The following is a 25,186-nucleotide window of genomic DNA, read 5'->3' as shown; positions in this document are numbered from 1 at the left end:
CACAAAGAACTTCGCGCAGATACCCTCAATCAACATCGGAACATCTGGGGGGATAGACGTCCGACAATCTGTACGGATCGCCTTTGACGACGGAATTGGCGCCAAAGAAGGCGACGCAAGTCACTTTGAGTAACAGATTGTAACTTTTAAGCTGGCAAAAGATTATTTGAGAGAGGCTATCCTTACGGAAGCGAGCAGCCTTTCCAGCGTGCGGATCGTCGATCCGTCAGCCATGCCATCGACCAGGCGCTGCCGGAAATGCCGCTGAAACGCCTCGACCACGATTTCGGTCTGCCGGTCGAAAGTGCTGGTGATCTCGACGCCATAACCATAGAGCGCCAGCATCGACTGCAGCGCCTCTACCTCGGCGCCGGTATCGCCTGGCTTCAGCACGGCGCCGCGCCGGATCGGTGCTGCTGGCACAACATGGCCGATACCGGCGGCAAATAAGGCCTTCCATGGAAATTTCTCGCCTGGATCGACCTTTCGCCCCGGTGCCACGTCGGAATGGGCAAGCACCCGCTGCGCCGGAATGGAATGGCGCTCGACGATGCCGGCGCACAGGCCGATCACCGCGTCGATCTGCGGTTTTGGAAAGTTGCGATAGCCGAGCGTATGCCCCGGATTGACGATCTCGATGCCGATCGAACAGGAGTTGATGTCGCTCTGTCCGAACCACGAGCTCTTACCGGCATGCCAGGCGCGGTCGCTTTCCCTTACCATCTGAACAAAGCGGCCGTCCTCATGGACCAGGTAGTGCGACGAGACCTCGCTTGCCGGATCGCACAACCATGCCTCGGCACCGGCGCCGGTAGCCATGCCGGTGTAGTGCAGCACGATCATATCGGGTCCGAGCGTCCCGCGCCGTGGTCCGAAATTCGGCGATACCCTGACCTCGGCGCTCGGCTCATCGGGCGGAAAGCCGCTCATGCGTGCCGCAGGCCTCGCTCGATCATTTCATAGGCCGCGTTGATCGCCGCCAGCCTGGTCGTCGCGATCTTGATGAATTCCTGCGGCAGGCCGCTTGCGATCAGCCGGTCCGGATGATTGTCGGAGACCAGCTTGCGGTAGCGCCTGCGGACCTCCTCGAACGGCTTGCCACGCTCGATGCCGAGCACAACATAGGGATCGGCGGCACCCAGATCGACATGCCGGGCCAGGATGCTCTGGTAATGCGCCTCATCGATGCGGAATATCTCGGCGATGCGATGCAGGAATTGGCCCTCGCGCTCATGCACCAGCCCGTCGGCCTTGGCGATGTGGAACAGCCCGTCGAGTATGTCCTCGAGCATCAGGCAGTTCGAATGGCCCGAACCGCAAAGCTGCGCCATCCGCTCGGCATAGGTCTCGAAACCGGCAATATCGCGTTTGGCCAAATCGTAGAGCCGCGCCACATTGCGCCTCTGTTCCTTCGGCACCTCGAATATTTCCTGGAAGGCGCGCACCTCGTCTTGCGTGACGATGCCGTCTGCCTTGGCCATCTTGGCCGACAGGGCGATCATCGCCACCGAGAAGGCGACGCGCCGGCGCAGATCGGCATCGCCGGAGAAAACCGTGCGCACGGCCTCGACCACTTCGGCGACGCCTGACGACGCTGAAGATGAAACGCGTGTGACGAAGTCGCCAAGGCGGTCCCAAATCGACATGGGGGCTTCATAGGGCCAACCACCCATCGCTATCAAGCCAAGACAGTGCCGCAGGGGCTGGCCCAATCGATTTGGCGCAATGCCTGAGGCGGCTGGCGCCAGCGCTCACGTCGTCGCACTCGGCCGCCAGGCGCTGGTATCGTAAGCAGCAGAAAGGCCGGCCTGTGAGGCCAGCCTTTCCTTGGTTGTCACATTGACTACTGAGCCGGAGCAGCCGGCGCGGGCGCCGGAGCCGGAGCCGGAGCCGGCTCGGCAGGCTTGTTGGCGTCAGGAGCAGCCGGCTTCATCGTCTGGTCGGATGCCGGCGGGTTGGTGCTCTGCGTCGTGGTGTTGTCGGTGCCGCTGTTGCTGCAGGCGGCAAGGCCAAGCAACGCAAGCGCCGACACCGACGCAAGAATGAGTTTCTTCATGATATCTCTCCTCTAATCACGCCTCCGTTACCGGCGGCGGTCGAGGACACAATGCGTAAGCTGCGCATGAGTTTCGTAACGTTGCATTTCTGCCTGTAACATATTCCAATCATTTGACGATTGCCGGTCAGGGCCTCGCGAGCTAACAGATCGAACAGGGAAAAATCCCGGGAGCCGCCGCAGTGACTGCAAAATGGGATTTCTGGATCGACCGTGGCGGCACCTTCACCGATGTCATCGGCCGTGACCCGCAAGGCGGGCTGCATCCAAGGAAACTCCTTTCGGAAAATCCCGAAGCCTATGCCGACGCTGCCATCCAGGGCATTCGCGATTTGCTCGGCGTCCAACCCGGCGCTCCAATCCCCTCCGCTCTGATCGGCGATGTCAAGATGGGCACCACGGTTGCCACCAATGCCCTTCTCGAGCGCAAGGGCGACCGTGTGCTGCTGCTCATCACCAAAGGCTTCCGCGATGCGCTGAGGATTGCCTATCAGGCCAGGCCCGATATCTTTGCCAAGCAGATCATCCTTCCCGAACAGCTCTATGAGCGTGTCGTCGAGATCGACGAAAGGGTTCGCGCCGACGGCAGTGTCGAGCGCCTGCTCGACATTGCTTCGGTACGCCCGGCTATTGAGCAAGCCAAGGCGGATGGCATCGATGCGGTCGCGATCGTCTTCATGCATGCCTGGAAACATCCCGAGCACGAAAAGGCGGTCGCCAAAGTCTGTCGAAAGCTCGGATTCTCGCAGGTCTCGGTCAGTCACGAGGTCTCGCCTCTGATCAAGCTGGTCGGCCGTGGCGACACCACGGTGGTCGACGCCTACCTGTCGCCGATCCTGGCAAGGTATGTGCAAAGGGTTGCGGCGGAACTGGGTGCCGCGCCAATCTCCTCCCTTGTGGGGGAGATGGCTGCGCAGCAGCCAGAGGGGGTCATCTCAGAAGGCCCCGCCAGAGTGTCGAACCCAGTCGAGCCGACCCCACCCGGCGGCTTCGCCGCCACCCTCCCCTCAAGGGGGAGGGAAAGCCCTCGCCTCATGTTCATGATGTCGTCGGGCGGCCTCACCGCCGCCGACATGTTCCAGGGCAAGGACGCGCTGTTGTCCGGCCCGGCCGGCGGTGTCGTCGGCATGGTTGAGACGGCAAAACTCGCCGGTTTCGGCAAAGTCATAGGCTTCGACATGGGCGGCACCTCCACCGATGTCGCCCATTATGATGGTGACTACGAGCGCGCCTTCGACACCGAGGTCGCCGGCGTGCGCATCCGCGCGCCGATGATGCGCATTCACACCGTTGCTGCAGGCGGCGGCTCGATCCTCCATTACGAGGCCGGCCGCTTTCGCGCCGGGCCGGATTCGGCCGGCGCCAATCCCGGCCCGGCCGCGTATAGGCGCGGCGGCCCGTTGGCCGTCACTGACGCCAATGTCATGCTGGGCAAGCTGCAGCCCGAGTCCTTCCCGGCTATTTTTGGACCGGGCCAGGACGAACCGCTCGACGTCCAGACGGTTCGCGAAAAATTCACCGCACTTGCGGCCGAGATCGGCGACGGCCGCTCGCCGGAAACCGTCGCCGAAGGGTTCATCACCATTGCCGTCGAAAACATGGCCAACGCCATCAAGAAGATTTCGGTGCAGCGCGGCTACGATGTCACCGAATACCTCCTGAACTGCTTCGGCGGCGCCGGCGGCCAGCACGCTTGCCTGGTCGCCGATGGGCTCGGCATGGAGGCGGTGCTGATCCATCCCTTCTCAGGCCTGCTCTCGGCATACGGCATCGGCCTATCCTCTGTATTTGCGTCGCGCCAGCAGGCGCTGCTGAAGCCGCTGGCGGACAATTCCAGGCCAGCGATCGATGAACTCATCGCAACGCTGCGCAAAGCCGTCATCGACGAACTCGCCGCGCAAGGCATCAGCCAAGACGCGGTCGCCTCGAGACCGGTGCTGCAGATCCGCTACGACGGCACCGATACCGCGCTGCCTGTGAACTTCGGGCACGGCTCGATTGCGCAGGCCAAGGCGGACTTCGAACTGGCGCACAAGGCGCAGTTCGGTTTCGTCTACGACGACAAGCCGATGATCGTCGAATCGGTCGGCGTCGAGGGTACCGATACCGGCGGCACCGGCCGTGACGAAAGTGATTCAGTTGTTGAAGACATGGCCGCAAGTCCTTCCGGGAACCGGAAAATCTTTGTCGACGGCGTCTGGCGCGACGCCGGCATCTTCCCTCGCGAAACGCTGAAGCCTGGTAACAAGATCGCCGGCCCTGCTTTGATCATCGAGCCGAACCAGACCATTATCGTCGAGCCGGGCTGGCAGGCCGAGATCACCGCCAAGGACCACGTATTGATGCGGCGCGTCGAGAAGAAGCGCCGACAGGCCGCACTCGGCACCGAAGCCGATCCGGTGATGCTGGAGGTCTTCAACAACCTGTTCATGTCGATCGCCGAGCAGATGGGCGTGACACTGCAAAACACCGCCTACTCGGTCAACATCAAGGAACGGCTCGATTTCTCCTGCGCGGTTTTCGACCGGGATGGCGCGCTGGTCGCCAATGCACCGCATATGCCGGTGCATCTCGGCTCGATGGACCGCTCGGTGGAGACCATCATCCGGCTCAATTCCGGCGACGTTCACCCCGGCGACGTCTTTGCGCTGAATGCGCCTTACAATGGCGGCACCCATCTGCCTGATATCACAGTGGTGACACCGGTGTTTTCCCTCCCCCTTGAGGGGAGGGTGGCCGCGAAGCGGCCGGGTGGGGTCCTCGCAGAAGGCACCACAAGTGCGTCGAGCACTGCCGCAACGACCCCCTCCGGCGGCTTCGCCGCCACCTCCCCCTCGAGGGGGGAGGAGATCCTCTTCTACGTCGCCTCGCGTGGCCATCATGCCGACATCGGCGGCACCGCGCCCGGCTCGATGACGCCGCTTGCCACAACCGTCGACGAGGAAGGCGTGCTGTTCGATAATTTCCGCATCGTCGATCGCGGCCGGTTCCGCGAGAAGGACCTGGAGACGCTGCTCACCAACCACCCCTACCCGGCGCGCAATCCGCACCAGAACATCGCCGACCTCAAGGCGCAGATCGCCGCGAACGAAAAGGGCGTCGCCGAGCTGCGCAAGATGGTCGCGCATTTCGGCCTCGATGTGGTCGAAGCCTATATGGGCCATGTCCAGGACAATGCCGCCGAAAGCGTGCGCCGCGTTCTGGAGCGGCTGCCCGACAGTTCCGAATACGAATATCCGACCGACACCGGCCAAATGATCAAGGTGAAGATATGGGTCGACCGGCGGAAGCGCGAAGCGACGGTCGACTTCACCGGAACGTCGCCGGTGATGAAGAACAATTTCAATGCGCCAGAGCCAGTCGCCCGAGCCGCTGTGCTTTATGCCTTCCGCGTCATGGTCGAAGACAACATTCCGATGAATGCCGGATGTCTGCGGCCGATCAACATCATCATTCCCGACGGCTCGATGCTGAAGCCCGCCTATCCCGCGGCAGTCGTCGCCGGTAATGTCGAGACCTCGCAGCACGTCACCAACGCGCTGTTCGGCGCCATGGGCGCGATGGCCAATGCGCAAGGCACGATGAACAATCTCACCTTCGGCAACAAGCAGTACCAGTATTACGAGACGATCTGCTCGGGCTCGCCGGCTGGCCGGATGAACGACGGCCGCGGTTTTGCCGGCACCTCCGGCGTCCACACCCATATGACCAATTCGCGCCTGACCGATCCGGAAGTGCTGGAACTGCGTTTCCCGGTATTGCTCGAGGATTTTCATATCCGCGAAGGCTCCGGCGGCGAAGGCAAATGGAATGCCGGCGACGGCACTAGGCGCACCATCCGCTTCCTCGAAAAAATGGAATGCGCGATCCTGTCCTCGCATCGCAACCGCCCACCGCGGGGACTGGACGGAGGCGGCGATGGCGAGGCCGGTTCGACCAAGGTCCGCCGCAAGACCGGCGCGATCGAGACGCTGAAAGCCTGCGATCAGACCATCCTCGACGCCGGCGAGGCGGTCATCGTGACGACGCCGACCCCAGGTGGATTTGGCAAGGCCTGAACTCGCGTCAACAGGCTGTCACTGGCCTGTCATCACCCTGCGCTACCCGCTTGCGGCAAAGCAAACGGGGAATCGCCTTGCCATGACGGACATTTCTGGAGAACTGGTTTTTCGCCGCGGCAAGGAAGTCGGCAAGGCCGTCTACCAGAACCGCCCGCTGTCGAAAGCCGGCATCTCCGAGCGCCTGTTCGCCTTCCTGTTCTCCGGCCTCGTCTATCCGCAGATCTGGGAAGACCCCGAAATCGACATGGACGCGATGCAGCTCGGGACGGGCCACCGCATCGTCACCATTGCCTCCGGCGGCTGTAACATCCTTGCCTATCTCACCCGCTCGCCGGAAAGGATCGATGCCGTCGACCTCAACGCTGCCCATATCGCGCTGAACCGGATGAAGCTCGAAGCCGTCCGTCACCTGCCGTCGCAGGGCGACCTGTTCCGTTTCTTCGGCGCGGCTGAGACCGGGCACAATTCACAGGCCTACGATCGCTTCATCGCACCGCATCTCGACCCGGTCAGCCGCCATTATTGGGAGCGCCGCAACTGGCGCGGCCGTCGCCGCATCGCCGTCTTCGACCGCAATTTCTACCAGACCGGCCTGCTTGGCCTGTTCATTGCGATGGGCCATCGCACCGCAAAATTCTTCGGCGTCGACCCGGCCGGCATCATGGACGCTAAGAGCATCGCCGATCAGCGCCGCTTCTTCGACGAAGAGCTGGCGCCGGTCTTCGAAAAACCGCTGCTGAAATGGGCGACATCGCGAAAGGCTTCGCTGTTCGGCCTCGGCATTCCGCCGGCCCAGTACGATTCGCTGATCACCTCGGGTGACGGCACCATGGCCAGCGTGCTGAAGGCACGACTGGAAAAGCTCGCCTGCGACTTTCCGCTGAAGACCAATTATTTCGCCTGGCAGGCTTTCGCCCGCCGCTACCCTAATCCGGGCGAGGCCGCCCTGCCCGCCTATCTCGAAAAGCGCAACTACAAGACGATCCGCAACAATCTCGATCGCGTTGCCATCCACCACGCCAATCTGATCGAGTTCCTTGCCGGCAAGGATGCCGGCTCGATGGATCGCTTCGTGCTGCTCGATGCACAGGACTGGATGACCGACCACCAGCTCAACGGGTTGTGGGCCGAGATCACCCGAACCGCCTCCACCGGCGCCCGCGTCATCTTCCGCACCGCCGCTGAACCCAGTCTGCTGCCCGGCCGCGTCTCGAATTCGCTGCTCGACCAGTGGCGCTACGAGAACGACGCCTCGCGCGAGTTTTCGGCGCGCGACCGCTCGGCCATCTATGGCGGCTTCCATCTCTATGTGAAGCGGTCCGCATGAGCACGACCGACTTGCCGGCCAGCCATGCCGAGCTGATGGACGGCGTCTACCGCTGGCAGCGTCATATCTACGACCTGACCCGCAAATACTATCTGCTCGGCCGCGACCGGCTTATCGCCGGACTGGATGTGCCGGCCGGCGGCACCGTGCTCGAGCTCGGCTGCGGCACCGGCCGCAACATCATCCTCGCAGCCCGCCGCTATCCCGCCGCGCGCTTCTTCGGCCTCGATATTTCGGCCGAGATGCTGGAGACGGCCACTGCCGCCCTCGCGCGCGAAGGCCTCTCCGGCCGCGTCACGCTGGCGCGCGGCGACGCCACGGATTTCGACGCGAAAGCACTGTTCGGCGTCAAAAGTTTCGACCGCATTTTTGTCTCGTATTCGCTGTCGATGATTCCCGGCTGGGAGAAGACAGTGTTCGCGGCTCTTGCTGCCCTGTCACCGGGCGGCTCGCTGCACGTCGTCGATTTCGGCCAGCAGGAGGCCCTGCCCGGCTGGTTCCGCACGCTGCTGCGCGGCTGGTTGAGAAAATTCCATGTCCAGCCGCGTGAAGCCCTGCGCGACGTTCTGGAATCGGAATCTGCGAGAGTTGGTGCATGCCTTCGATTCAGAACACTTTATCGCGGCTACAGCTGGCTCGCCGTGATCAAGATCGCCATCTAATATCAATTTTGGCGTGGAAGGTTTTGGGGCTCCAATCCTAAATGGGGGCCGTGGCTGAAATCAGTTAATTGGCTAAATCACACATTGCCATGTAACCCAAGGAGTGGTACATTATCTCCTCGCCGGAAGCATGGGATGATCATCGGATTTAGAGATGGATGGCTGCGGGCTTTCTTCATGGACGACACCCATTCCCGCAATATTCCGTCCGATCTCGAAAGCCGCTTGTTCCGCAAGCTCCAGATGATTGACGACGCGGCGATCGATCAGGATTTGCGTGTGCCGCCCAGCAACCGTTTCGAGAAGTTGCGCGGCAATCTCGAAGGTTTCCATTCGATCCGTGTCAACAAACAATGGCGGCTGGTCTTCCGCTGGGACGGGGGCCGGGGCGAGGCGTCGGACATCTATCTCGACGACCACAGCTATATATAAGTGAGGTGAGACATGTTGATGACCGCACGCAAGCCAGCAACGGTTGGCGAAATTCTTACGGAAGAATTCATGCAACCACTCGGCCTGACACAGGCGGCTTTGGCCGAAGCTATGAGCGTCCAGCGCAAGCATGTGAACGAATTGTGCAACGGCCGCCGCAACGTGACGGCGGCTACCGCGCTCATTCTGGCGCGGGTGTTTGGCAACAGCCCGGATTTCTGGTTGAACGTCCAGCGCCGTAACGATCTTTGGACGGTTATGAATTCACCCGACGAGCGGGCGCGTGTTGATCGCGCCAAGCCTTTGGCGACAGCCGCATAGACAAGACTGCGACCGCCGCATTCCTCAGTGCAGCGCCTTGATCAGCGCCGCCACCATCGCCTGCGGCCGGTAGCCGAGCCTGGCCGGCGTCAGCCCGAGCCGCACCACAACCAGCTGCTCTGAGGGGATGATGGCAACCGTTTGCCCATCATGCCCCTCCATCCAATAGGTGTCCTTGGGCACGCCGGCGGCAGTGCCGGCGCCGGGGTTTTCTTCGTCGCCCGGTCCTTCTATCCATAATTGCCCCTTGCCGTAGACTTTCGAGGCAGTTGCCGGTTCCCGCATCCAGTCGACGAAGCCGGCGGGCAGCATCTCCTGGCCGTTCCAGACGCCGCCCTGCAGCAGGAACTGGCCGAAGCGCGCCCAGTCGCGTGCCGTGGCATAGAGATAGGACGAGCCGACGAAGGTGCCGTGCTCGTCGGCCTCAAGCACAGCGCTCTGCATGCCGAGCGGATCGAACAGCGCGGTCCTCGGCCACGCCAGTGCCTTGTCCTTGTCGCCGATTGCGTCCTGCCACAGCCTGGACAGCATCACCGCCGTGCCGCTCGAATAGGAAAACACCTTGCCGATCTCGCCGGTCAGCGGCTTGGATCCGGCAAAGCCCGCCATGTCCGGTTCGAGATAGAGCATGCGCGTTACGTCGGCGACGTCGCCATAATCCTCGTTGAATTCCAGCCCGCTCGACATCGCCATCATGTCGGCGAGGCTGATCACGGCGCGGCCATCTCCCTTCCAGGGACCGAACAGACCCTGGTTGGTCATCGCCAGCTTGCCCTCCTTCACCAGCGTGCCGACGATCGCCGCATTTACGGTCTTGGTCATTGACCAGCCCAATAGCGGCGTCTTTTCGGAAAAGCCGTCGCCATAACGCTCAGCGACGATGCGGCCGTTCTTGATCACCACGACCGCCCGCATGCCGGCGCCGGTCATTGCTGGATCGTCGAGGACTTTCGCGACCTCGGGATCCTGCGAGGCATCGGCTTTGTCGCCCTCCGGCCAGATCAGATCGGGCAGCGGCGCCGGCGTCGGTGCAGCTCCGGCGACAGCCTTGGCGGCGGCAATATCGCCGTCGGGAACCGAGGCGCAGCCGAGCCCCTCGCGGGCGACCGCGACACTTTTGCCGGGCGCGCCGAACAGGCCCGCCGAAACCGTTCCCTTCTCCTTGTCCACCGACACTCTCATCAGCTTCAGCAGCGGATGACCCGGCGCCTGCACATCGACGGCGAGCACGTCGTTAGCGTCTCGCCCGGCGATGAAGACGTTCGAGCAGACGATCTTGGCGGCATAGCCGGAACCGACGCGGATCAGTTCCGGCGGCGCGAAATACAGCCAGCCGGCGAGTATCGCGGCGGCCAGCACAGCCAAGCCGAGCAGCCATTTGACGAACTTCAAAAGGATCTGCATTTGAGTTCCCCCGGGCGCGCTCGATCTATGTCATCGATTTGCCGCCATTGTTTCGGCAAAATCGCGGCTCTTGTCGAGCGCCGTCAACCGAATATCAACCATGATCGGCGATCACAGGTGCATGTCGCCCAGAAGTGCGCAGCGGTTTTGGGACAACGACATGCATAGACAAAAGAGCTAAGCGCGTCGAAGCGACGCGCTTAGGACAGACCGGGCGATCCTGTGGGGTGACCGTCCGGCGGGGCTTGAATGCATGCGTCCCAAAACTGCGTAACGGTTTGGGAATGCATGAAACGAAGATCCAGGCGCGTCGCGTAAGTCAGTTTCAAACGCGCCGCGCCCGGTCGAGGGGCCACCCGCGGAAAGACCCATCAGCGGCCGGCTGAAACCGGCTCGGGAAGTAGCGATGCGCCGTTTCGCGGTCCTCATCACGCTGATGCTGCTTGGCGCCTGCTCGACGGTCGAGGATCTGACGCCATCGCTGTCGTCGTCCAGCGCCCCGACGGTTGCGGTACGCGCGCCGCGTTTTGCCGATTCCGACCCGCATGAATGGGACAGCGGCGCACCGTGGAGCTATGCCGTCCACGGCACCGACGTCTCCAAATACCAGACATCGATCGACTGGCCGGCGGCCAGGGCCAGCGGTATCTCCTTCGCCTTTATCAAGGCAACCGAAGGCGGAGACCGTTTCGATGAAGCTTTCAACGAGCATTGGAGCCGCACCAGGGCCTCGGGCATCCCCCGTGCCGCCTATCATTTTTTCTACTTTTGCACGCCGGCCGCTACCCAGGCGCGCTGGTTCATCCAGAACGTGCCCAAAGACGGTTCGGCGATGCCGCCGGTTCTCGACATGGAATGGAACCCGAAATCGCCGACCTGCAAGCTGCGGCCCGATCCCGCCACGGTACGCAGCGAGATGAGCACGTTCCTCGAAATCGTCGAAAAATACTACGGCAAGAAGCCGATCATCTACACGTCTGTCGATTTCTTCGAAGATAACGGTTTATCGGGCTTCCGCAATTACCCCTACTGGCTGCGCTCCGTCGCCGGGCACCCGCGCCAGAAATACGGCAGCCATCCCTTCACCTTCTGGCAGTATACCGGAACGGGCGTCGTGCCGGGCATGACCGGAAACGCCGACATCAGCGTCTTCAACGGCTCCGAAGCCGCGTGGAAGAAGTGGTTGCGGCAGAACACCCGTTGACACCAGGCCTGCCGCCTGCTTTTCGACACAGCCAATGACGGATGCCCGCAACCGCTGGTAATCTTCTCGGAAGGATGGCGATGCGATCGCGCTTTGGACTTCTCGCGGCGCTGCTCCTGAGCGCCGTGCCGGCCGCGGCACAGCAATGCGGCGGCGATTTCGAGGCATGGAAGCAGGGCGTGGCGGCGGAGGCCAGGGCGGCCGGCGTCGGCGCTGCCGGCCTTTCTGCGCTGGAAAACGCCACCCTCGATGAAAAGGCGCTGGCACGCGACCGTGCCCAGGGGGTCTTCACCCAGACTTTCATCGAATTCTCGAACCGCATGATCTCGTCGCATCGGCTGAAGCAAGGTGCGGCCAATCTGCAAAAATTTGCCGAGGTCTTTGTCCGCGCCGATCGCGAATACGGCGTGCAGGCGCCGGTCATCGCCGCTTTCTGGGCCCTGGAGACCGATTTTGGCGCCGTGCAGGGCGATTTTCATACGCTGAACGCGCTGGTGAGCCTCTCGCATGACTGCCGCCGTCCGCAGTTGTTCCGGCCGCAGATCGTGCCGCTGCTGATGTTGATCGATCGCGGCGTGGTGCCGGCCGACGTGACCGGTGCCTGGGCCGGCGAGATCGGCCAGACGCAGATGTTGCCTTCCGACTATCTCGGCCACGGCGTCGACGGCGACGGCGATGGCTTGGTCGACCTGCGCGGCAGCGCGCCGGACGTGATCATGAGCACGGCCAGCAAGATCCAGTCGCGCGGCTGGAAGCGCGACCAGCCCTGGATCGAGGAAGTCCGTGTGCCCGACGATTTGCCGTGGGAGCAGACGGGACGCACCAACAAGCTGCCGTTGACGCAATGGAGCCAGTGGGGCGTTACCAGGCCCGACGGTACGCCGCTTCTCGACAACGGCCTGAAGGCCGGCCTGGCGCTGCCCATGGGTCGCAAGGGGCCAGCCTTCCTGACCTACGACAATTTCGATGTCTATCTCGAGTGGAACCAGTCCTTCACCTATGCCCTGACCGCGGCAAATCTTGCCGCCCGGCTGGGGGGCGCGCCGCGATTCGATCCGCGCAACCCCGAACCCGGCCTCAACGGCGACCAGATGAAGGCGCTGCAGACCAAGCTCGAGGCGAAAGGCTATGACGTCGGCACCGTCGACGGCATACTGGGCACCAACACCCGCGAAGCGATCCGCAAGGAGCAGAAGCGGCTGGGCCTGCCGGTCGACGGCTGGCCGACTCCGGAGCTGCTGGCGAGACTGTGAATGGTGAATGGTGAATGGTGAATGGTGAATGGTGAATGGTGAATGGTGAATGGTGAATGGTGAATGGTGAAAAGGAATAGCACCGGAGCCGCACTGAGCACCAGAGGTTACTACTATTCACTATTCACTATTCACTATTCACCGCCTCGCAAGCAGGAAATCGATGAACGCTCGCAACGGCGCGGGAACCTGGCGGGAGCTCGCGTGGTATAGGTAAAAACCCGGAAATCTCGGCGACCAGGCTTCGAGAAAACGGATTAGCTTTCCCGCTTCGATCCATGGCCGGACCTGATATTCCAGCATGTACGCCACGCCGACCCCATCCAGAACCGCCCCGATCATCAGTTCCGTGTCATTGACCGTCAAGCCGCCGCTGACAGCCACTTCCAGGGCACGTTGGCCCCGGGCGAACTCCCAGCGGTAGAGATTGCCGCCGCTGGGCCACTGGAAATTGATGCACTGGTGCTGATGCAGATCCGCCGGGTGACGGGGTATCGGGCGATGCTCCAGGTAGCTCGGCGCGGCCACTGCGGCCATCTCCAGTTCGTCACTGAGTTTTACCGCCACCATGTCCTTGTGCAGCCGCTCACCCAATCTGATTCCGGCATCGAAGCGGCCCTCGACGATGTCGGTGAGCATGTCGTCGACAATGATTGTGAGGGCGATATCGGGATAGGCCCGGCGGAAATCGCCGAGGATCGGCGCGATGAAACGCGTGGCGGCAATGCGCGGAACATTGATGCGCAGCGAGCCTGCCGGCCGGCCGCGTGATGCATGCGCGTCGGCGACGGCCCCTTCCAGTTCGCTGAACGCCGGTGCGATGCGGGCAAACAGCTTCTCGCCCTCAGCCGTCGGCGACATGCTGCGCGTGGTGCGGTTGAGCAGGCGGACACCGAGACGCTCTTCCAGCCCACGTATCGTCTGGCTGAGTGCTGGAGGCGAAATCCTGAGTTTGGCCGCGGCGCGGACGAAGCTGCCCTCTTCGATGATTGCTGCAAATGCCGTGAGTTCGGAAAACTCGGTTCCGCGCATTATGTACCCCAGCCTTAACAAGTCAGTAAGATAATAGGCTATTCTCTGAGCAATAGCATGCCCATAGCTTTCCCTGGAACGCCCGCTCGATCGAGGCGGCCGTAATCAGACGGAAGGAACAGCCATGCATCGTCCACTCGAAGGCAAAACCGCACTTGTGACCGGCAGCTCGCGTGGCATCGGGCGCGCCATCGCCGAGGGGCTCGCGGCCAAGGGTGCTGCCATGGTCGTCAACTATGTCGGCAACGAGAAAGCAGCCAGGGAAGTGGTTGCCGCCATTGAAGGGATTGGCGGAAAAGCCGTCGCCATCCAGGCGGACGTCTCCAGCATCCCCGACATTCGCAGGCTGTTCGACGAAACCGAACGGCAGATGGGGCCGATTGACATCGTCGTCGCCAATGTCGGCGTCGCTGTCATAAAGCCGCTCGTCGAGGCCACCGAAGCGGACTTCGATCACGTGTTCGGCGCCAATGCCAAGGGCACCTTCTTCACGCTTCAGGAAGCGGCGCGCCGCGTTCGCGACGGTGGCCGCATCATTGCCGTCTCCACCGGCGGAACCAGGATGTTCTTCACGCACACGGCGCTCTATCTCGGCAGCAAGGGAGCCGTCGAGCAGTTCGTCCGCGTCCTCTCGCGCGAACTCGGCCCGCGCTCCGTTACCGTGAATGCGCTGTCGCCAGGCTTCACCGACACCGACCTGCTCCCCGAACGGGACCGGGCCGTGGCCGCCGGCATGTCGCCCTTCGACCGGATCGGAGCGCCGCGCGACGTCGCCGATGTCGCGGTTTTCCTGGCTTCCAATGAAGCTCGCTGGCTAACCGGCGAGAACATCCAGGCTGGCGGTGGCGTGGCCTGACTGAATGGTGAATAGTGAATAGTGAATGGTGAATGGTGAATGGTGAATGGTGACGATTCACGGGAGCGGGACGGAACGCAAGAACTACTTCTATTCACTATTCACTATTCACTATTCCACCATTCACTAATCCGCCATCGTCTCCAGGCTGGCGAACCCCTGCGGCGCATCGCCTTCGTCGAATGGCGTCGCCACCTCGACGAAAGTGTCGGGATAGAAGCCGTTGAACCGTGTTCGGAGCGACAGCGAATAGGCGCCGATATGGCCGATCTCGATCCAATCGCCGGTATCGACGGTTTCGGGCAGCCAGAACGGCCGCGACAATATATCGACGGAATCGCAGGTCGCGCCGCAGACCTTGAACGGCACGATGGTCTTGTCCTCGCCATTGCGCGAGCGGATCGCCGGATCGGGGATGAAGCGTGCCGGCAGCGTGATCTTGCCGGTCCATGAATCCGACAGCGACGCCCAGATGCCGTCATTGATGTAGAGCCTTTTGCCCTTGCGCAGCAGCACGCGCACGATCAGCGACAAGCAGCGCGCCACGATCACCCGGCCCGGCTCGGCCACCAGCGGCATCTGGTCGAACTGGTACTCCTGGAGGTCGCCCGACAACCGCGACATGATCTGGCCGAGCGACGGCATTTCCGGCTTGCGGCTGTTCGGATCATGACCGTATTCGGCCGGAAAGCCGCCGCCGACATCGAGCCCGGCGATGTCGAAACCGACGCGGTTGCGCACCCAGTCGGCGGAGGCAAGCGCCCGCTCGTAGGTGTCGGGATCCTCTATCTGGCTGCCGACGTGAAAGCACAGCCCGACCTTGTAGCCCGTCCGGTTCAGCCGTTCGGCCAGTTCGACCGCATTGGCCGGTCCGGCGCCGAACTTCTTCGACAGTTCGTAGGCCGCCGAGCCTTTCGTCTGGATGCGCACGAACACGGTGATGGCGCCCGGATCGATGTCGAGCGCCCGCACCACCCTGGTCAGCTTGGTGATCTCGTCCTCATGGTCGAGCGAAATGACGCGGATGGCGTATTTTTCCAGCGCCAGCCTGATGTCCGACTGCGCCTTCACCGGGTGCATGTAGAGCATCTCGGCGTCGGGCGAGACGGCGCGCACGGCAGCGAATTCGCCGGGCGAGGCCACATCGAAGGCACCGACGCCGGCCTCGACCAAGGCGTTGAGCACGATCTGCTCGCCATTGGTCTTGACCGCATAGGCGGTCTTGCCGGGAAACATGCCCATGAACTGTTTGGCGTCCGCCTTCAGCACCTGCGGGCGGAAGCAATAGATCGGATCGTCCGGGCGAAGCGCCAGCGCTGCCTCGCGGGCATTTTCGAATCGCTTCATGGACGAATCCCTTGACTGAGGCTGCGCACAATTAATCCAAGCTAGCGGCTAATGAAAACAATTCTATGTCTCGCCGCCCTGGCTTCGCGGCGCTACGCCGGTGCTGCACCCCGGTTATGAGGGAGCTAGGCCATCGCTCAGGTTTCGGGTGGCCCTTGCGGCCGGATCGGGTATGGCGTGAACAGACGCCTGAAGAGCAAGGCATCTCGTCTGGGAGGACGACCAATGGCGATAGCTGCCACCACCACGATGCGCGGTCCGATGGTGCTCAAGGACTGGGCGCAGCTTATGCTGCTCGGCGCCATCTGGGGCGGCTCGTTCTTCTTTGCCCGTATTGCGGTAGGGGAACTTCCGCCGCTGGTGCTGGTGCTGTTCCGCGTCACCATAGCTGCGATCGCGTTGCAGCTCTATCTTGCGGTCCGTGGCCCGTCGTTTCGCCTCGCCTTGCCGCATGCCGGCCTGTTCTTCCTGCTGGCGCTCGCCAACAATGTCATCCCTTTCTCGCTGATCTTTGCCGGCCAGACCGAGCTTGGCGCCGGTGTCGCCTCGGTGCTCAATTCGACGACGCCGTTCTGGACGCTGATCCTCGCCAACGCGCTGACCAGCGACGAAAAGCTGTCGTGGAACAAGCTTGCCGGCATCGCCCTCGGTATCGCGGGAACGGCGGTGATGATCGGCCCCGGCCTCGTCGCCGGGCTCGGCGGTCCGGTCTGGGCGAAATTCGCGCTCATCGGAGCATCGCTGTCCTATGCGGTTGCGCTGATGATCGCCCGCCGCTTCAAGGGTGTGCCGTCACCGGTCATTGCCACCGGCCAATTGACCTGCTCGACCATCATTATGATCCCGGTCGTTCTGTTCACCTATGATGCCGCCAATCTGTTTTCGGCCTCGCCGCCGGTCTGGGCGGCGGTGCTGGCACTGGCTCTGCTGTCGACGGCCTTCGCCTACATCCTCTATTTCAATCTCGTCGCCTCGGCTGGCGCCACCAACGCCTCGCTGGTCACGCTCATCGTGCCGGCCAGTGCCATCCTGCTCGGTTTCCTGTTCCTGGGCGAGCGGCTCGAACTGTTCGAACTCGGCGGCATGGCGCTGATCGCGCTCGGCCTCGTCACCATCGACGGTCGCCTGTTCGGGCGGCATTAGAGATAGCGCAGCGAAGTTGTCGCTCCCGATCGTGCGCTATATGGGTGTGATCGCGGGAACAGATGAACCCTGCCATTCCAGACGCCAGATACCGCCTTGCCGGAGATTCTGAACGAGATCGGGAAGGAAGGCGGCAAGGCAGGTCCCGCCGACATGTCTCACGGAAGGATAGACAAAGCCGCTCGCGGCGTCTTGCTTGCGGAGTTGCTTCGCCAGCGCCTGACCGGCAGGATAGGCTAAGACAGTATCCGGATCGAGCACCGGCTCCTTGCTGAACTCAGCACCGCGCAGATCGTGAAACGAGCCTATGAAGTCGGCAACGAGCTCCGCGTAGTCGGTGACATTTTCGAACCGTTCGATCGCGGCAAGCTCGCGCGTCAGATGAAACGAGACCTCGCCGAGCGCGGTTTCGGCATCGAACCCACAGTACCAGACGCCCCTGGCATCATCGTTGAAACGATTGCCGCCCGGACGGGTGTAAGCGAACGCCGCATTGACGAAGGTGTAGCCCGGCCTCCCGAAAACCAGTTCGCGCGGATCGAGGTCTGGCAATCCCCCTTGCTGCGCCTGAAGACGGCCGCTGGTGGCTCCTTCGAGTTCCGCAAGGTCCTCCAAATCTCCATGATTCCTGGCCAACGGCATCAGGACCGGTTCCTTGAGCCTGCCTGTCGAAATGAGCCGGATCGTATCGCGCTGGGAAATGTCAGCGCGCGGCGGAATCTGCATTCAAAGTCCACCGCGCAAAGCATCGATATGTTGGCGAACCTGCAGCAGCTTCGGAATGCCGCCCTCGATCATTACGTCCAGGGGGCGCCGGCCACCATAGAGAGGCCCTTTGTTCGGCAACCGCACCCATTCATCGGCAAGCGCTTCGGAGAACAGAAGCCGCAGTCCCTTGAAGATGCCGATCAGGGCGCTGATGCGTGTCAGCGAATCCTGGGAGAGAACGCCCTCCCACTCGCCTTTCTTCATGCGGAACCAGGTTCTCTCCGACACGTCGCCGATCAAGGTACAGATCTCGGTGCTGGTCAGATGCCAGATGTCTGCGAGCCTGACGATGCCGGCAACAGCAGCTGGCGTGATCCGCGCCCGTGCCGAGGCATCCGCCAGATTTGCCGGCAAAGCCTGATTTGCAGGATCGCGAACCGCATAAGCGACACTCATTCCGACCTCCATCACTTGGCAGGCAATATACTGCCAATTGGCAGAAATTCAAGTCCGGCTATTGCCCACCGCATTCCTATAGCGTGCAGCATCCGGTTGGATGCGCAAAGGACGCTTCGACGCGTCGAATCTTCAGTCGTCCCGAAAATCGATTCCGATTTCTGCCGCGGTAGCGCTGCCATTCTCGTTACTGCCCCGGCTTTGCCACAAATTATTCACAGGTCCCGAGCCGGCTTTTGATAAAGAGTTTCAATGCCTAACGGCAAACGGCAGGTCGCAAATTCCACAATCTCGTCGCATTGCAGCAAAGTTTCTGCTTGCCTGTGGCACAAATGACCCTAGACTCTCGCCATAGCTCTTTAAGAGGAGGCTATGACATGGGACTGACGAGGCCGATCAACGCATTGATGATTTGTGCTGCGTTTGCATTCATTGGCGCCCTCATTATGGGCGTCCTTCCATAAGGCCGCTGAGCGGGGGAAGACCAGCACCGAATACTCCAAACCATTGAAAAGGCCGGGCATTTTGCCCGGCCTTTTGCATGTCCCCGATCTTTGATATTTCAAAAAGGAGCTTGCCGCCTTACGCCGCGGCGGATCCCGCCGCCTCGACTTCGTGCGACCTGATGCCGATCATGTGGCAGATGGCGAAGACCAGATCGGCCCGGTTCATCGTGTAGAAGTGGAAATCGCCGACGCCGCGCTCGACAAGGTCCAGCACCTGCTCGGCGGCCACGGCAGATGCCACCAGCGCATGCGTTTGCGGATCGTTCTGCAGCCCATCGAAACGCTCGGCCAGCCATGCCGGCACCAAGGCGCCGCACCGCGCCGAGAAGTTGGCGACCTGGGTGAAATTGTGCACCGGCAATATGCCCGGCACGATCGGTATGTAGATGCCGGCCCGCCGTGCCCGCTCGACATAGCGCTCATAGAGATCGTTGTCGAAGAAGAACTGGGTGATCGCCCGCGTCGCCCCATTGTCGGCCTTGCGCTTCAGCATGTCGAAATCGGTGGCGAAATCCGGACTCTCCGGATGTTTTTCCGGATAGGCCGAGACCGATATGTCGAAATCGCCGGCGCCCTTCAGCGCATCAACCAGTTCGGCGCCATTGGCATAGCCTTCTGGATGCGGCCGGTAAGCCGCGCCGACGCCCTCGGCCGGATCGCCGCGCAGGGCGACGAAACGCTTGACGCCCATATCGGCGAACTCCCGGATCACCGCATCGACCTCGTGGCGCGCCGCGTCGACACAAGTCATGTGCGCCGCCGGCGTCAGCGTCGTTTCATTGAGGATGCGCTTGACGGTGCGGGCCGTCCGCTCGCGGGTCGAACCACCGGCGCCATAGGTGACCGAGACGAATTTCGGCTTGAGCGGCTCAAGCCGGGTGACCGTGTCCCACAGCCTTGCTTCCATCTCATCGTTTTTCGGCGGAAAGAACTCGAACGAAACCCTGACCTTGTCGCCGATGTCGGGGCGGCGGGAGAAGCGGAACTGGTTCATCAGGCGGTTTCCCCTATCGGATACGCATTGGCCGGTTGTCTGTCGTTGGAAGGCTCGGCAATCAGCATGCGCCGATCGCGGCCGAGCCAGAGTTTGACGGTGAGCTTGGCCTCGTTGCCGCCGCGCGGCTCGAATTCCTGGCTGTCCTCGAGGTCGAGGCCGGCCTCGGAAAACCAGTCGCCAATCTGCCGGTCGGAAAAGCCGAGACGCATATGCGCGTGCTCCTCGCGCAAGAACTCCAGCGCGTGCGGCGCGAAATCGACGATCACCAGCCGGCCGGCCGGGCGCAACAGACGCGCCGCCTCGCGGATGGCGCGGGCGGGATCGTCGAGATAGTGCAGCACCTGATGGATAGTAACGAGATCGAAGGCGTCGCGTTCGACCGGTGGCGCAAAAATGTCGCCCTGGCGCACTTGCGCATTCGAAACGCCGGCCTTGTCGAGATTGGCGCGCGCCACCGTCAGCATCTCGCGCGACATGTCGATGCCGACACCGCGCCGATAGAGCGGCGAAAAGATCTCGAGCAGCCGTCCGGTGCCGGTGCCGAGATCGAGCATCGACTGGAACGGCCGCTTGCCGACGAGCTTGATGAGAGCTGCTTCGACCGCGCGATCCGGCACATGCAGCGAGCGGATATGGTCCCAGCTTGCGGCGTTTACCGAGAAATATTCGGCAGCCCGGTCCTGCCGCTTGCGCTTGACTGCGGCCAGCCGTTCGAGATCACGCTCGACCTGCGGATCGGCGCCGCGGATGCCGGAGACCAGCCTGAGCACGAAATCGCGCGACGCGTCGGAATCCGATAGCCGGAAGAACGCCCACGAGCCCTCCTGGTAGCGGCCGATCAGCCCGGCCTCCAGCAGCAATTTCAAATGGCGCGAGACGCGCGGCTGCGACTGGCCAAGGATTTCGGTGAGATCGGACACGGTCAGATCGCCGCGCGACAGCAGCGCCAATATGCGCAGCCGGCTGGATTCGGCCGCCGCCTTCAATGTATCTACCATCGTGTCGAGAGCGACATGCATGCGAGCATTCTCTTTGAAAAGATATAAACATATGTTTATGTCGGTTTGGATAGGCTTGCAAGCGCTATGTCGCTTCCGGACAAGAAAATGACGCATGCGTGGCGGATCGCGCAAAAACGGACGCATGATCGGGGCGAGACCCATGTTCGAGACGCGCAGCGGCGAAAAGCTCCTGGAAACCGACCCGGCAACGATGCCGCCGGATGGCCATGTCGTCTTCATCGGCCGCATCGCTTCGCCTTGGATCACGCGGGAGGCTTGCCCCAAAAACATGAAGGCCGCGCGGGAGACGGAACAGCCGGCGCACTTGGTCATCGATCCGCTCTATCGGGACGGCCTGCTTGGGCTGGAACGCGCCAGCCACGTGATCGTCCTGTCCTGGCTGCACCATGCGCCGCGGCAACTGATTGTCCAGAAACCCCGCCATGCGGCTGAACCGAAAGGCGTCTTTTCGCTGCGCTCCCCTGCCCGGCCGAACCCAATTGGGCTGCATGTCGCAAAGCTGGTTGCCGTCGACATCAACACCGGCCGCGTCGATCTCGATGCCATCGACGTGCTCGACGGCACGCCGGTCATCGACATCAAGCCTTATTTCGCCTCGACTGATGCCTTTGCCGATGCGACCATCGCTGGGCGGGACGAGCCAGGGCCGGTGGAGTGATGAGCGCGCCGACCGGCCGCCGCCGCGCTATCGCCAAGGCGCTGACAGCGCTGCTGCCGCTGGCGCCCTATGCCGACATGGAGAAGATCCGTGCCGATGCCGGCGCCGTGCATATGAAGACCTTGCCGCCGAGCATTGCCGTGTGGCTGGCGACAATAGCCCACATCCGCCACGCCCACACCGACTACGAAAAGCTGCTGGCCGAAGGCTATGACCGCGATTCCGCGCGCTTCTTCGTCATCGAACAGACCAACAATGTGCTCACCCGCTGGCGCGCCACCCGTCTGCTCGACGATGAGGATGAGGCGTAGAGAATGGCAGGCTCACGCGTCGAGTTCTACGGCGCCCCCCTCGGTCCTGCCGGACATCTCCCCCTCAAGGGGAGATTGGCCGTCATCGTCGCTTCGCCAATTTTCGAAGGATGCAGGAAAGGCACGGTCCCCGAAGCTGCCAATCTCCCCACTTGAGGGGGAGATGTCCGGCAGGACAGAGGGGGGCGCTGTCCCGCCGACCTCAGGTCGGCAACATCGGAACTTTCAAGGCCTGAAATAAAAAAACCGCCTCGGAGGGCGGATCGTTGGAGCCAATTAGCACCACACCCAAATTAGTAGCATAGCTGCCGGCACAAAGCAAGAACAAAGTTGCTGTGTTTTAGGGAAATCGCTTCAGGTTGGCATCGCGGCTTCATTCCAGGCTTGGGTTCCTCGCCCCACGAAAGTGGGGGAGAGGTGGCTCGGCGAAGCCGAGACGGAGAGGGGGAACCGCGCTCTACGAAGGCCCCCTCTCCGGCCGCTTCGCGGCCACCTCTCCCCCACTTTCGTGGGGGCGAGGAGCCCAAGTTACGCCTTGCCTGGAAAACAACTAGGCCCGGTAAATCCACTGCTCAGGCACGCGCACCGAAATCTCCTCGCCGGCCGCGATCGTGCCGGGCTTCTCGACCCAGGCGACGAGCCCACGCAAGCGTTTCGCCGCTTTCGGGAACAGCGGCGCACCGGCCTCTTGGTCGGCCATCCCGGCATTTTCGGCGACCGACCTGCCCGCGATCCGGCAAGGCCCGTTCTGCGCGTCGACCTTGACGGTCGCCCCGCCTTTGAAGAACAGCAGCGTGCCGGATGGCAGCATCGAGAGGTGCGGCAGGCCTTCGATCAGGAGATTGGCGCCGATCCATTCCGGCTTGATCTCGGCGATGCCCATCCGTTCGGCAACGATTGCCAGTTCGTCCGCAGCCACGATCGACAATTGCCGCTCGTTGCGCATCTCGGTGCCGCGCGGATACCAGGGTTCCCGCCCACCGGAGCGCCGCGTCGTGCCGGCATGGAAATCGCCTTCAATGCCGTCGAAACCGAGTTGCAGCGTATCCATCGCTCGTGTCTCAAAACGATCGAATGATGCGAGATAGAGCGCCGCCACCCTCGCGGCGAGTTTTCGCGACGGGACGATCTCGACCGGAGTTTCGGCTTCGGGAAAAAGGTCCAGCATGGGTTCGTGCCTCGCGTGATACGCGCAATTAGCCGCGGTCAGCTCATCAGGTCCAGTCGAAAGCGCTGATGCTCCGATCAAGCGGACTGATGCGATTTGCCAGGCGCGCTCCGATGCTGGTGCCGTTCGCGCCGAGCTAATGCATGTCGCCCAAAAGCATGCCCTCGGGCTTGAACCGAGGGTGTGCAGCGGTTTTGGGACAACGACATGCGTAAAACAAAAATCTAAAGCATGCGCAATAGCGCGCCGCCGATCGAGTAGCCGGCGCCGAAGGCGCAGAGCAGGCCGTAGTCGCCGGCCTTCATGTCGGCATGGTTCTCCGACAGGGCGATGATGGCACCGGCGGCGGCGGTGTTGCCGAGGCGCTCCAGCACCATCGGGGCGCGGTCGTGGTCGACGTCATGGCCGAACGACAGTTTCAGGATCATGGCGTTCATCCGCGCATTGGCCTGATGCAGCCAGAAGCGCCGGATCGCTTGCGGCGTCAGCCCGTGCTCGGCCAGGAATTCGACGATGAACTTGTGGCCGGCGACGGTGACTTCCTTGAACACCTTGTTGCCGATCTGCTTGATCAGATTGCCTTCCAGATCGATCATGTACGGATCGTCCTGGGCAGCGCGGGTATAATAACCGAGATTGGTGCGGATGCTGTTCGACATCTGCGTCCAGGCGCGCGTGTCGAGCACCTCGAAGCGGCCCGGCCGCTTCTCGCCCTGCGCAAGCCCTTCGACGATCATCGACACGGAAGCGTCGCCGAAGATGAAATGCGTCTGCCGGTCGCGAAAATTGAGGTGACCGGTGATGATCTCCGGCGTCGTCACCAGCACGCGCTTGTGCGCCCCTGTCCGCACCAGATTGACGGCGATGTGCAACGCCGCCGCTGCCGAAGAGCAGCCAAGCCCCATATCGAAGCCGGCGCCTTTCGTCCCCAGCGCCTGCTGCATTTCGATGGCGATCGCCGGATAGGGCCGCTGATGGTGCGAGGCCGAGCAGATCACCAGGTCGATATCCCCCGGCTTCAGCCCGGCATGATCGAGCGCCTTGCTGGCCGAAGCGATGCCGAACTCGGCCTCCAGCGACAGCGCATCGTCGGGCCGAGCCGGGAAGCGCGGCGCCATGCGGGTCGGGTCGAGGATGCCTTCCCGTTCGATGACATGGCGGGTCTGGACGCCCGAGGCATGGACGATGAAGGCACTGTCCGATTTCTGTACCAGCGGCTCGCCCGACACCTCGCGGCGGACGTTCTCCATGTCCACCCAGCTGTTGAAGCTGGCGACGAGTTCCTCATTGGTGATCGAAGCTTCGGGGATTTCAACGCCGATGCCGCTGATGATGACGCGATGCATTTCCAGTTCGTCCCGTGCGCAGGCGTTGCGGCTTCATGTCGACGCCGCAAAAAGCTCGGCGCAACCTCTTTTGCACCTAGCCAGTTTATGCCGGCTTAAATCAAGTCCCTGGGACGGGTCTAAAAGTTTCTAAGCGGAACGCCGCGCCACGATGAAGAGACGGGGAAAGCGCAGCAACACCTTGCCGCTTGCCGTTTTCGGATAGGCTTCGCTGATCCCGGCCGTGTAGCGCTTCAGGAAAAGCTGCCGCTCGTTCTCGTCGAGCGGATCGAGGAACGGCTTCAGCCCCGTCGACTTCACCCATTCGACGATCGCCTCGGCATCGGCCAGCGGATGGTTGTAGATCGTGTGCCAGATATCGAGCCGATCCGAGAATGGCGACAAAAGGTCGTAATAGAACGCGACCGGCGGCAGCGGCGCGCGGGCCGCGCGCTCGAGCTTTTCGGCGAACGGCATCTCGGCCGCGGTCTCCCGCATCAGCCGGTGCGAAGGCTCGGCCATATTGTCCGGCATCTGCACGGCAAGCGCGCCGCCGGGCGCCAAAAATCCCATCAGCCGCTGGAAGACTGCCGGGTGCTCCGGCAGCCACTGAAACACCGCATTGGCAAAGATCACGTCGACCGGTTCGTTCGGCTGCCACGCCGCCGCATCCGCCAGCGCAAGGGTGACGCCGGGCAGGCGCGCCTTCGCCTTCTCGATCATGTCGAGGGAGGTATCGAAGCCGCTGATCTGCGCCTGCGGCCAGCGCTCGACCAGCAATTCGGTCGAATTGCCCGGCCCGCAGCCAATGTCGACCACCCGGCGCGGTTCCGGCACCGGCACCTGCGCAACGAGATCGCGCGCCGGCCGGGTGCGCTCGTCCTCGAATTTCAGGTAGAGGGCGGCGGACCAGTCGGCCATCTTGGTTCCTCAGATC

General features: G+C 62.4%; 24 protein-coding genes. 11 read left to right on the top strand and 13 right to left on the bottom strand.

Going from position 1 to position 25,186, the window contains the following annotated elements; translation table 11 throughout:
* Positions 1–162: 162 nt before the first annotated feature.
* From NKI24_RS26330 to NKI24_RS26320, 3 genes are all read right to left on the bottom strand, one after another.
* Positions 163–930 (bottom strand): N-acetylmuramoyl-L-alanine amidase, encoded by a 768-nt coding sequence (locus tag NKI24_RS26330; RefSeq protein WP_352749617.1) that lies wholly within the window; start codon positions 928–930, stop codon positions 163–165.
* A complete protein-coding gene (locus NKI24_RS26325; RefSeq protein ID WP_352749614.1) occupies positions 927–1,646 on the bottom strand; it encodes a TerB family tellurite resistance protein in 720 nt (239 codons plus the stop codon). Before NKI24_RS26325 ends, NKI24_RS26330 begins: the two co-directional genes overlap by 4 nt.
* A gap of 197 nt (positions 1,647–1,843) precedes the next feature.
* Positions 1,844–2,056 carry a hypothetical protein gene (locus NKI24_RS26320; protein WP_352453143.1) on the bottom strand — a complete coding sequence of 71 codons (213 nt, stop codon included), beginning with the start codon at positions 2,054–2,056 and terminating at the stop codon, positions 1,844–1,846.
* 182 nt (positions 2,057–2,238) lie between these two features.
* On the opposite strand from NKI24_RS26320, the gene NKI24_RS26315 reads away from it, so the two are divergent.
* The 5 genes from NKI24_RS26315 to NKI24_RS26295 all read left to right on the top strand — a co-directional run bounded on the left by NKI24_RS26315 (position 2,239) and on the right by NKI24_RS26295 (position 8,859).
* The gene (locus tag NKI24_RS26315) at positions 2,239–6,114 is read left to right on the top strand and encodes a hydantoinase B/oxoprolinase family protein (RefSeq protein ID WP_352749610.1); all 3,876 of its coding nucleotides are present in this window, start codon (positions 2,239–2,241) and stop codon (positions 6,112–6,114) included.
* Between the two features lie 82 nt (positions 6,115–6,196).
* Complete coding sequence (locus NKI24_RS26310) at positions 6,197–7,444, top strand: BtaA family protein (protein WP_352453141.1); 1,248 nt, start codon at positions 6,197–6,199, stop codon at positions 7,442–7,444.
* Complete coding sequence (locus tag NKI24_RS26305) at positions 7,441–8,106, top strand: class I SAM-dependent methyltransferase (protein WP_352453140.1); 666 nt, start codon at positions 7,441–7,443, stop codon at positions 8,104–8,106. The genes NKI24_RS26310 and NKI24_RS26305 overlap by 4 nt, the downstream gene beginning before the upstream one ends.
* 135 nt (positions 8,107–8,241) lie before the next feature.
* Positions 8,242–8,538 (top strand): type II toxin-antitoxin system RelE/ParE family toxin, encoded by a 297-nt coding sequence (locus NKI24_RS26300; RefSeq protein WP_352749606.1) that lies wholly within the window; start codon positions 8,242–8,244, stop codon positions 8,536–8,538.
* Positions 8,539–8,550: 12 nt separating this feature from the next.
* On the top strand, positions 8,551–8,859 hold the full coding sequence (locus NKI24_RS26295) for a HigA family addiction module antitoxin (protein ID WP_352453138.1): 309 nt from the start codon (positions 8,551–8,553) through the stop codon (positions 8,857–8,859).
* 24 nt (positions 8,860–8,883) lie between these two features.
* Here NKI24_RS26295 and NKI24_RS26290 read toward each other — a convergent pair whose 3' ends face one another.
* A complete protein-coding gene (locus tag NKI24_RS26290) occupies positions 8,884–10,263 on the bottom strand; it encodes a serine hydrolase domain-containing protein (RefSeq protein WP_352749602.1) in 1,380 nt (459 codons plus the stop codon).
* A gap of 406 nt (positions 10,264–10,669) precedes the next feature.
* On the opposite strand from NKI24_RS26290, the gene NKI24_RS26285 reads away from it, so the two are divergent.
* Both NKI24_RS26285 and NKI24_RS26280 read left to right on the top strand, forming a co-directional pair.
* Complete coding sequence (locus tag NKI24_RS26285; protein WP_352749599.1) at positions 10,670–11,467, top strand: glycoside hydrolase family 25 protein; 798 nt, start codon at positions 10,670–10,672, stop codon at positions 11,465–11,467.
* An 80-nt stretch (positions 11,468–11,547) separates the two neighbouring features.
* Positions 11,548–12,720: a lytic murein transglycosylase gene (locus NKI24_RS26280; RefSeq protein ID WP_352749596.1), complete on the top strand. Its 1,173-nt coding sequence runs from the start codon at positions 11,548–11,550 to the stop codon at positions 12,718–12,720.
* Between the two features lie 138 nt (positions 12,721–12,858).
* Here NKI24_RS26280 and NKI24_RS26275 read toward each other — a convergent pair whose 3' ends face one another.
* Positions 12,859–13,752, bottom strand: coding sequence for a LysR family transcriptional regulator (locus tag NKI24_RS26275; protein ID WP_352453135.1), 894 nt, complete (start codon positions 13,750–13,752; stop codon positions 12,859–12,861).
* Between the two features lie 124 nt (positions 13,753–13,876).
* Between NKI24_RS26275 and NKI24_RS26270 the strand changes: the two genes are divergently transcribed.
* A complete protein-coding gene (locus tag NKI24_RS26270) occupies positions 13,877–14,608 on the top strand; it encodes an SDR family oxidoreductase (RefSeq protein ID WP_352749593.1) in 732 nt (243 codons plus the stop codon).
* A gap of 126 nt (positions 14,609–14,734) precedes the next feature.
* On the opposite strand, the gene NKI24_RS26265 is transcribed toward NKI24_RS26270, so the two are convergent.
* Positions 14,735–15,955 carry an alanine racemase gene (locus NKI24_RS26265; RefSeq protein ID WP_352749590.1) on the bottom strand — a complete coding sequence of 407 codons (1,221 nt, stop codon included), beginning with the start codon at positions 15,953–15,955 and terminating at the stop codon, positions 14,735–14,737.
* Between the two features lie 225 nt (positions 15,956–16,180).
* Here NKI24_RS26265 and NKI24_RS26260 point away from each other — a divergent pair, with 225 nt between their 5' ends.
* Positions 16,181–17,098, top strand: coding sequence for a DMT family transporter (locus NKI24_RS26260; RefSeq protein WP_352749587.1), 918 nt, complete (start codon positions 16,181–16,183; stop codon positions 17,096–17,098).
* A 36-nt stretch (positions 17,099–17,134) separates the two neighbouring features.
* On the opposite strand, the gene NKI24_RS26255 is transcribed toward NKI24_RS26260, so the two are convergent.
* The 4 genes from NKI24_RS26255 to NKI24_RS26240 form a co-directional block, all read right to left on the bottom strand.
* Positions 17,135–17,824, bottom strand: coding sequence for an RES family NAD+ phosphorylase (locus NKI24_RS26255; protein WP_352749584.1), 690 nt, complete (start codon positions 17,822–17,824; stop codon positions 17,135–17,137).
* Positions 17,825–18,262, bottom strand: a complete 438-nt coding sequence (locus tag NKI24_RS26250; RefSeq protein WP_352749581.1) for an antitoxin Xre/MbcA/ParS toxin-binding domain-containing protein — start codon at positions 18,260–18,262, stop codon at positions 17,825–17,827. It lies immediately after the preceding gene.
* Positions 18,263–18,844: 582 nt separating this feature from the next.
* A complete protein-coding gene (gene metF, locus NKI24_RS26245) occupies positions 18,845–19,762 on the bottom strand; it encodes a methylenetetrahydrofolate reductase [NAD(P)H] (protein WP_023676795.1) in 918 nt (305 codons plus the stop codon).
* Positions 19,762–20,784, bottom strand: coding sequence for an ArsR/SmtB family transcription factor (locus NKI24_RS26240; protein WP_023676796.1), 1,023 nt, complete (start codon positions 20,782–20,784; stop codon positions 19,762–19,764). Before NKI24_RS26240 ends, metF begins: the two co-directional genes overlap by 1 nt.
* A 142-nt stretch (positions 20,785–20,926) precedes the next feature.
* Here NKI24_RS26240 and tsaA point away from each other — a divergent pair, with 142 nt between their 5' ends.
* Both tsaA and NKI24_RS26230 read left to right on the top strand, forming a co-directional pair.
* On the top strand, positions 20,927–21,445 hold the full coding sequence (tsaA, locus tag NKI24_RS26235) for a tRNA (N6-threonylcarbamoyladenosine(37)-N6)-methyltransferase TrmO (protein WP_352749578.1): 519 nt from the start codon (positions 20,927–20,929) through the stop codon (positions 21,443–21,445).
* Positions 21,445–21,756 (top strand): DUF2293 domain-containing protein, encoded by a 312-nt coding sequence (locus NKI24_RS26230; protein ID WP_352456194.1) that lies wholly within the window; start codon positions 21,445–21,447, stop codon positions 21,754–21,756. The genes tsaA and NKI24_RS26230 overlap by 1 nt, the downstream gene beginning before the upstream one ends.
* Positions 21,757–22,306: 550 nt before the next feature.
* Here NKI24_RS26230 and NKI24_RS26225 read toward each other — a convergent pair.
* From NKI24_RS26225 to tam, 3 genes are all read right to left on the bottom strand, one after another.
* Positions 22,307–22,924, bottom strand: coding sequence for an MOSC domain-containing protein (locus tag NKI24_RS26225; protein WP_352749574.1), 618 nt, complete (start codon positions 22,922–22,924; stop codon positions 22,307–22,309).
* A gap of 224 nt (positions 22,925–23,148) precedes the next feature.
* The gene (locus tag NKI24_RS26220; RefSeq protein WP_352749570.1) at positions 23,149–24,270 is read right to left on the bottom strand and encodes a beta-ketoacyl-ACP synthase III; all 1,122 of its coding nucleotides are present in this window, start codon (positions 24,268–24,270) and stop codon (positions 23,149–23,151) included.
* Positions 24,271–24,399: 129 nt separating this feature from the next.
* On the bottom strand, positions 24,400–25,170 hold the full coding sequence (gene tam, locus NKI24_RS26215) for a trans-aconitate 2-methyltransferase (RefSeq protein ID WP_352453384.1): 771 nt from the start codon (positions 25,168–25,170) through the stop codon (positions 24,400–24,402).
* Positions 25,171–25,186 lie beyond the last annotated feature (16 nt).

Origin of the sequence: Mesorhizobium sp. M0701, from assembly GCF_040320365.1 — a bacterium.
Lineage (GTDB): Bacteria > Pseudomonadota > Alphaproteobacteria > Rhizobiales > Rhizobiaceae > Mesorhizobium.
The sequence above is the reverse complement of the archived record's forward strand: the minus strand, read 5'-3'. Positions and strand labels throughout refer to the sequence as shown.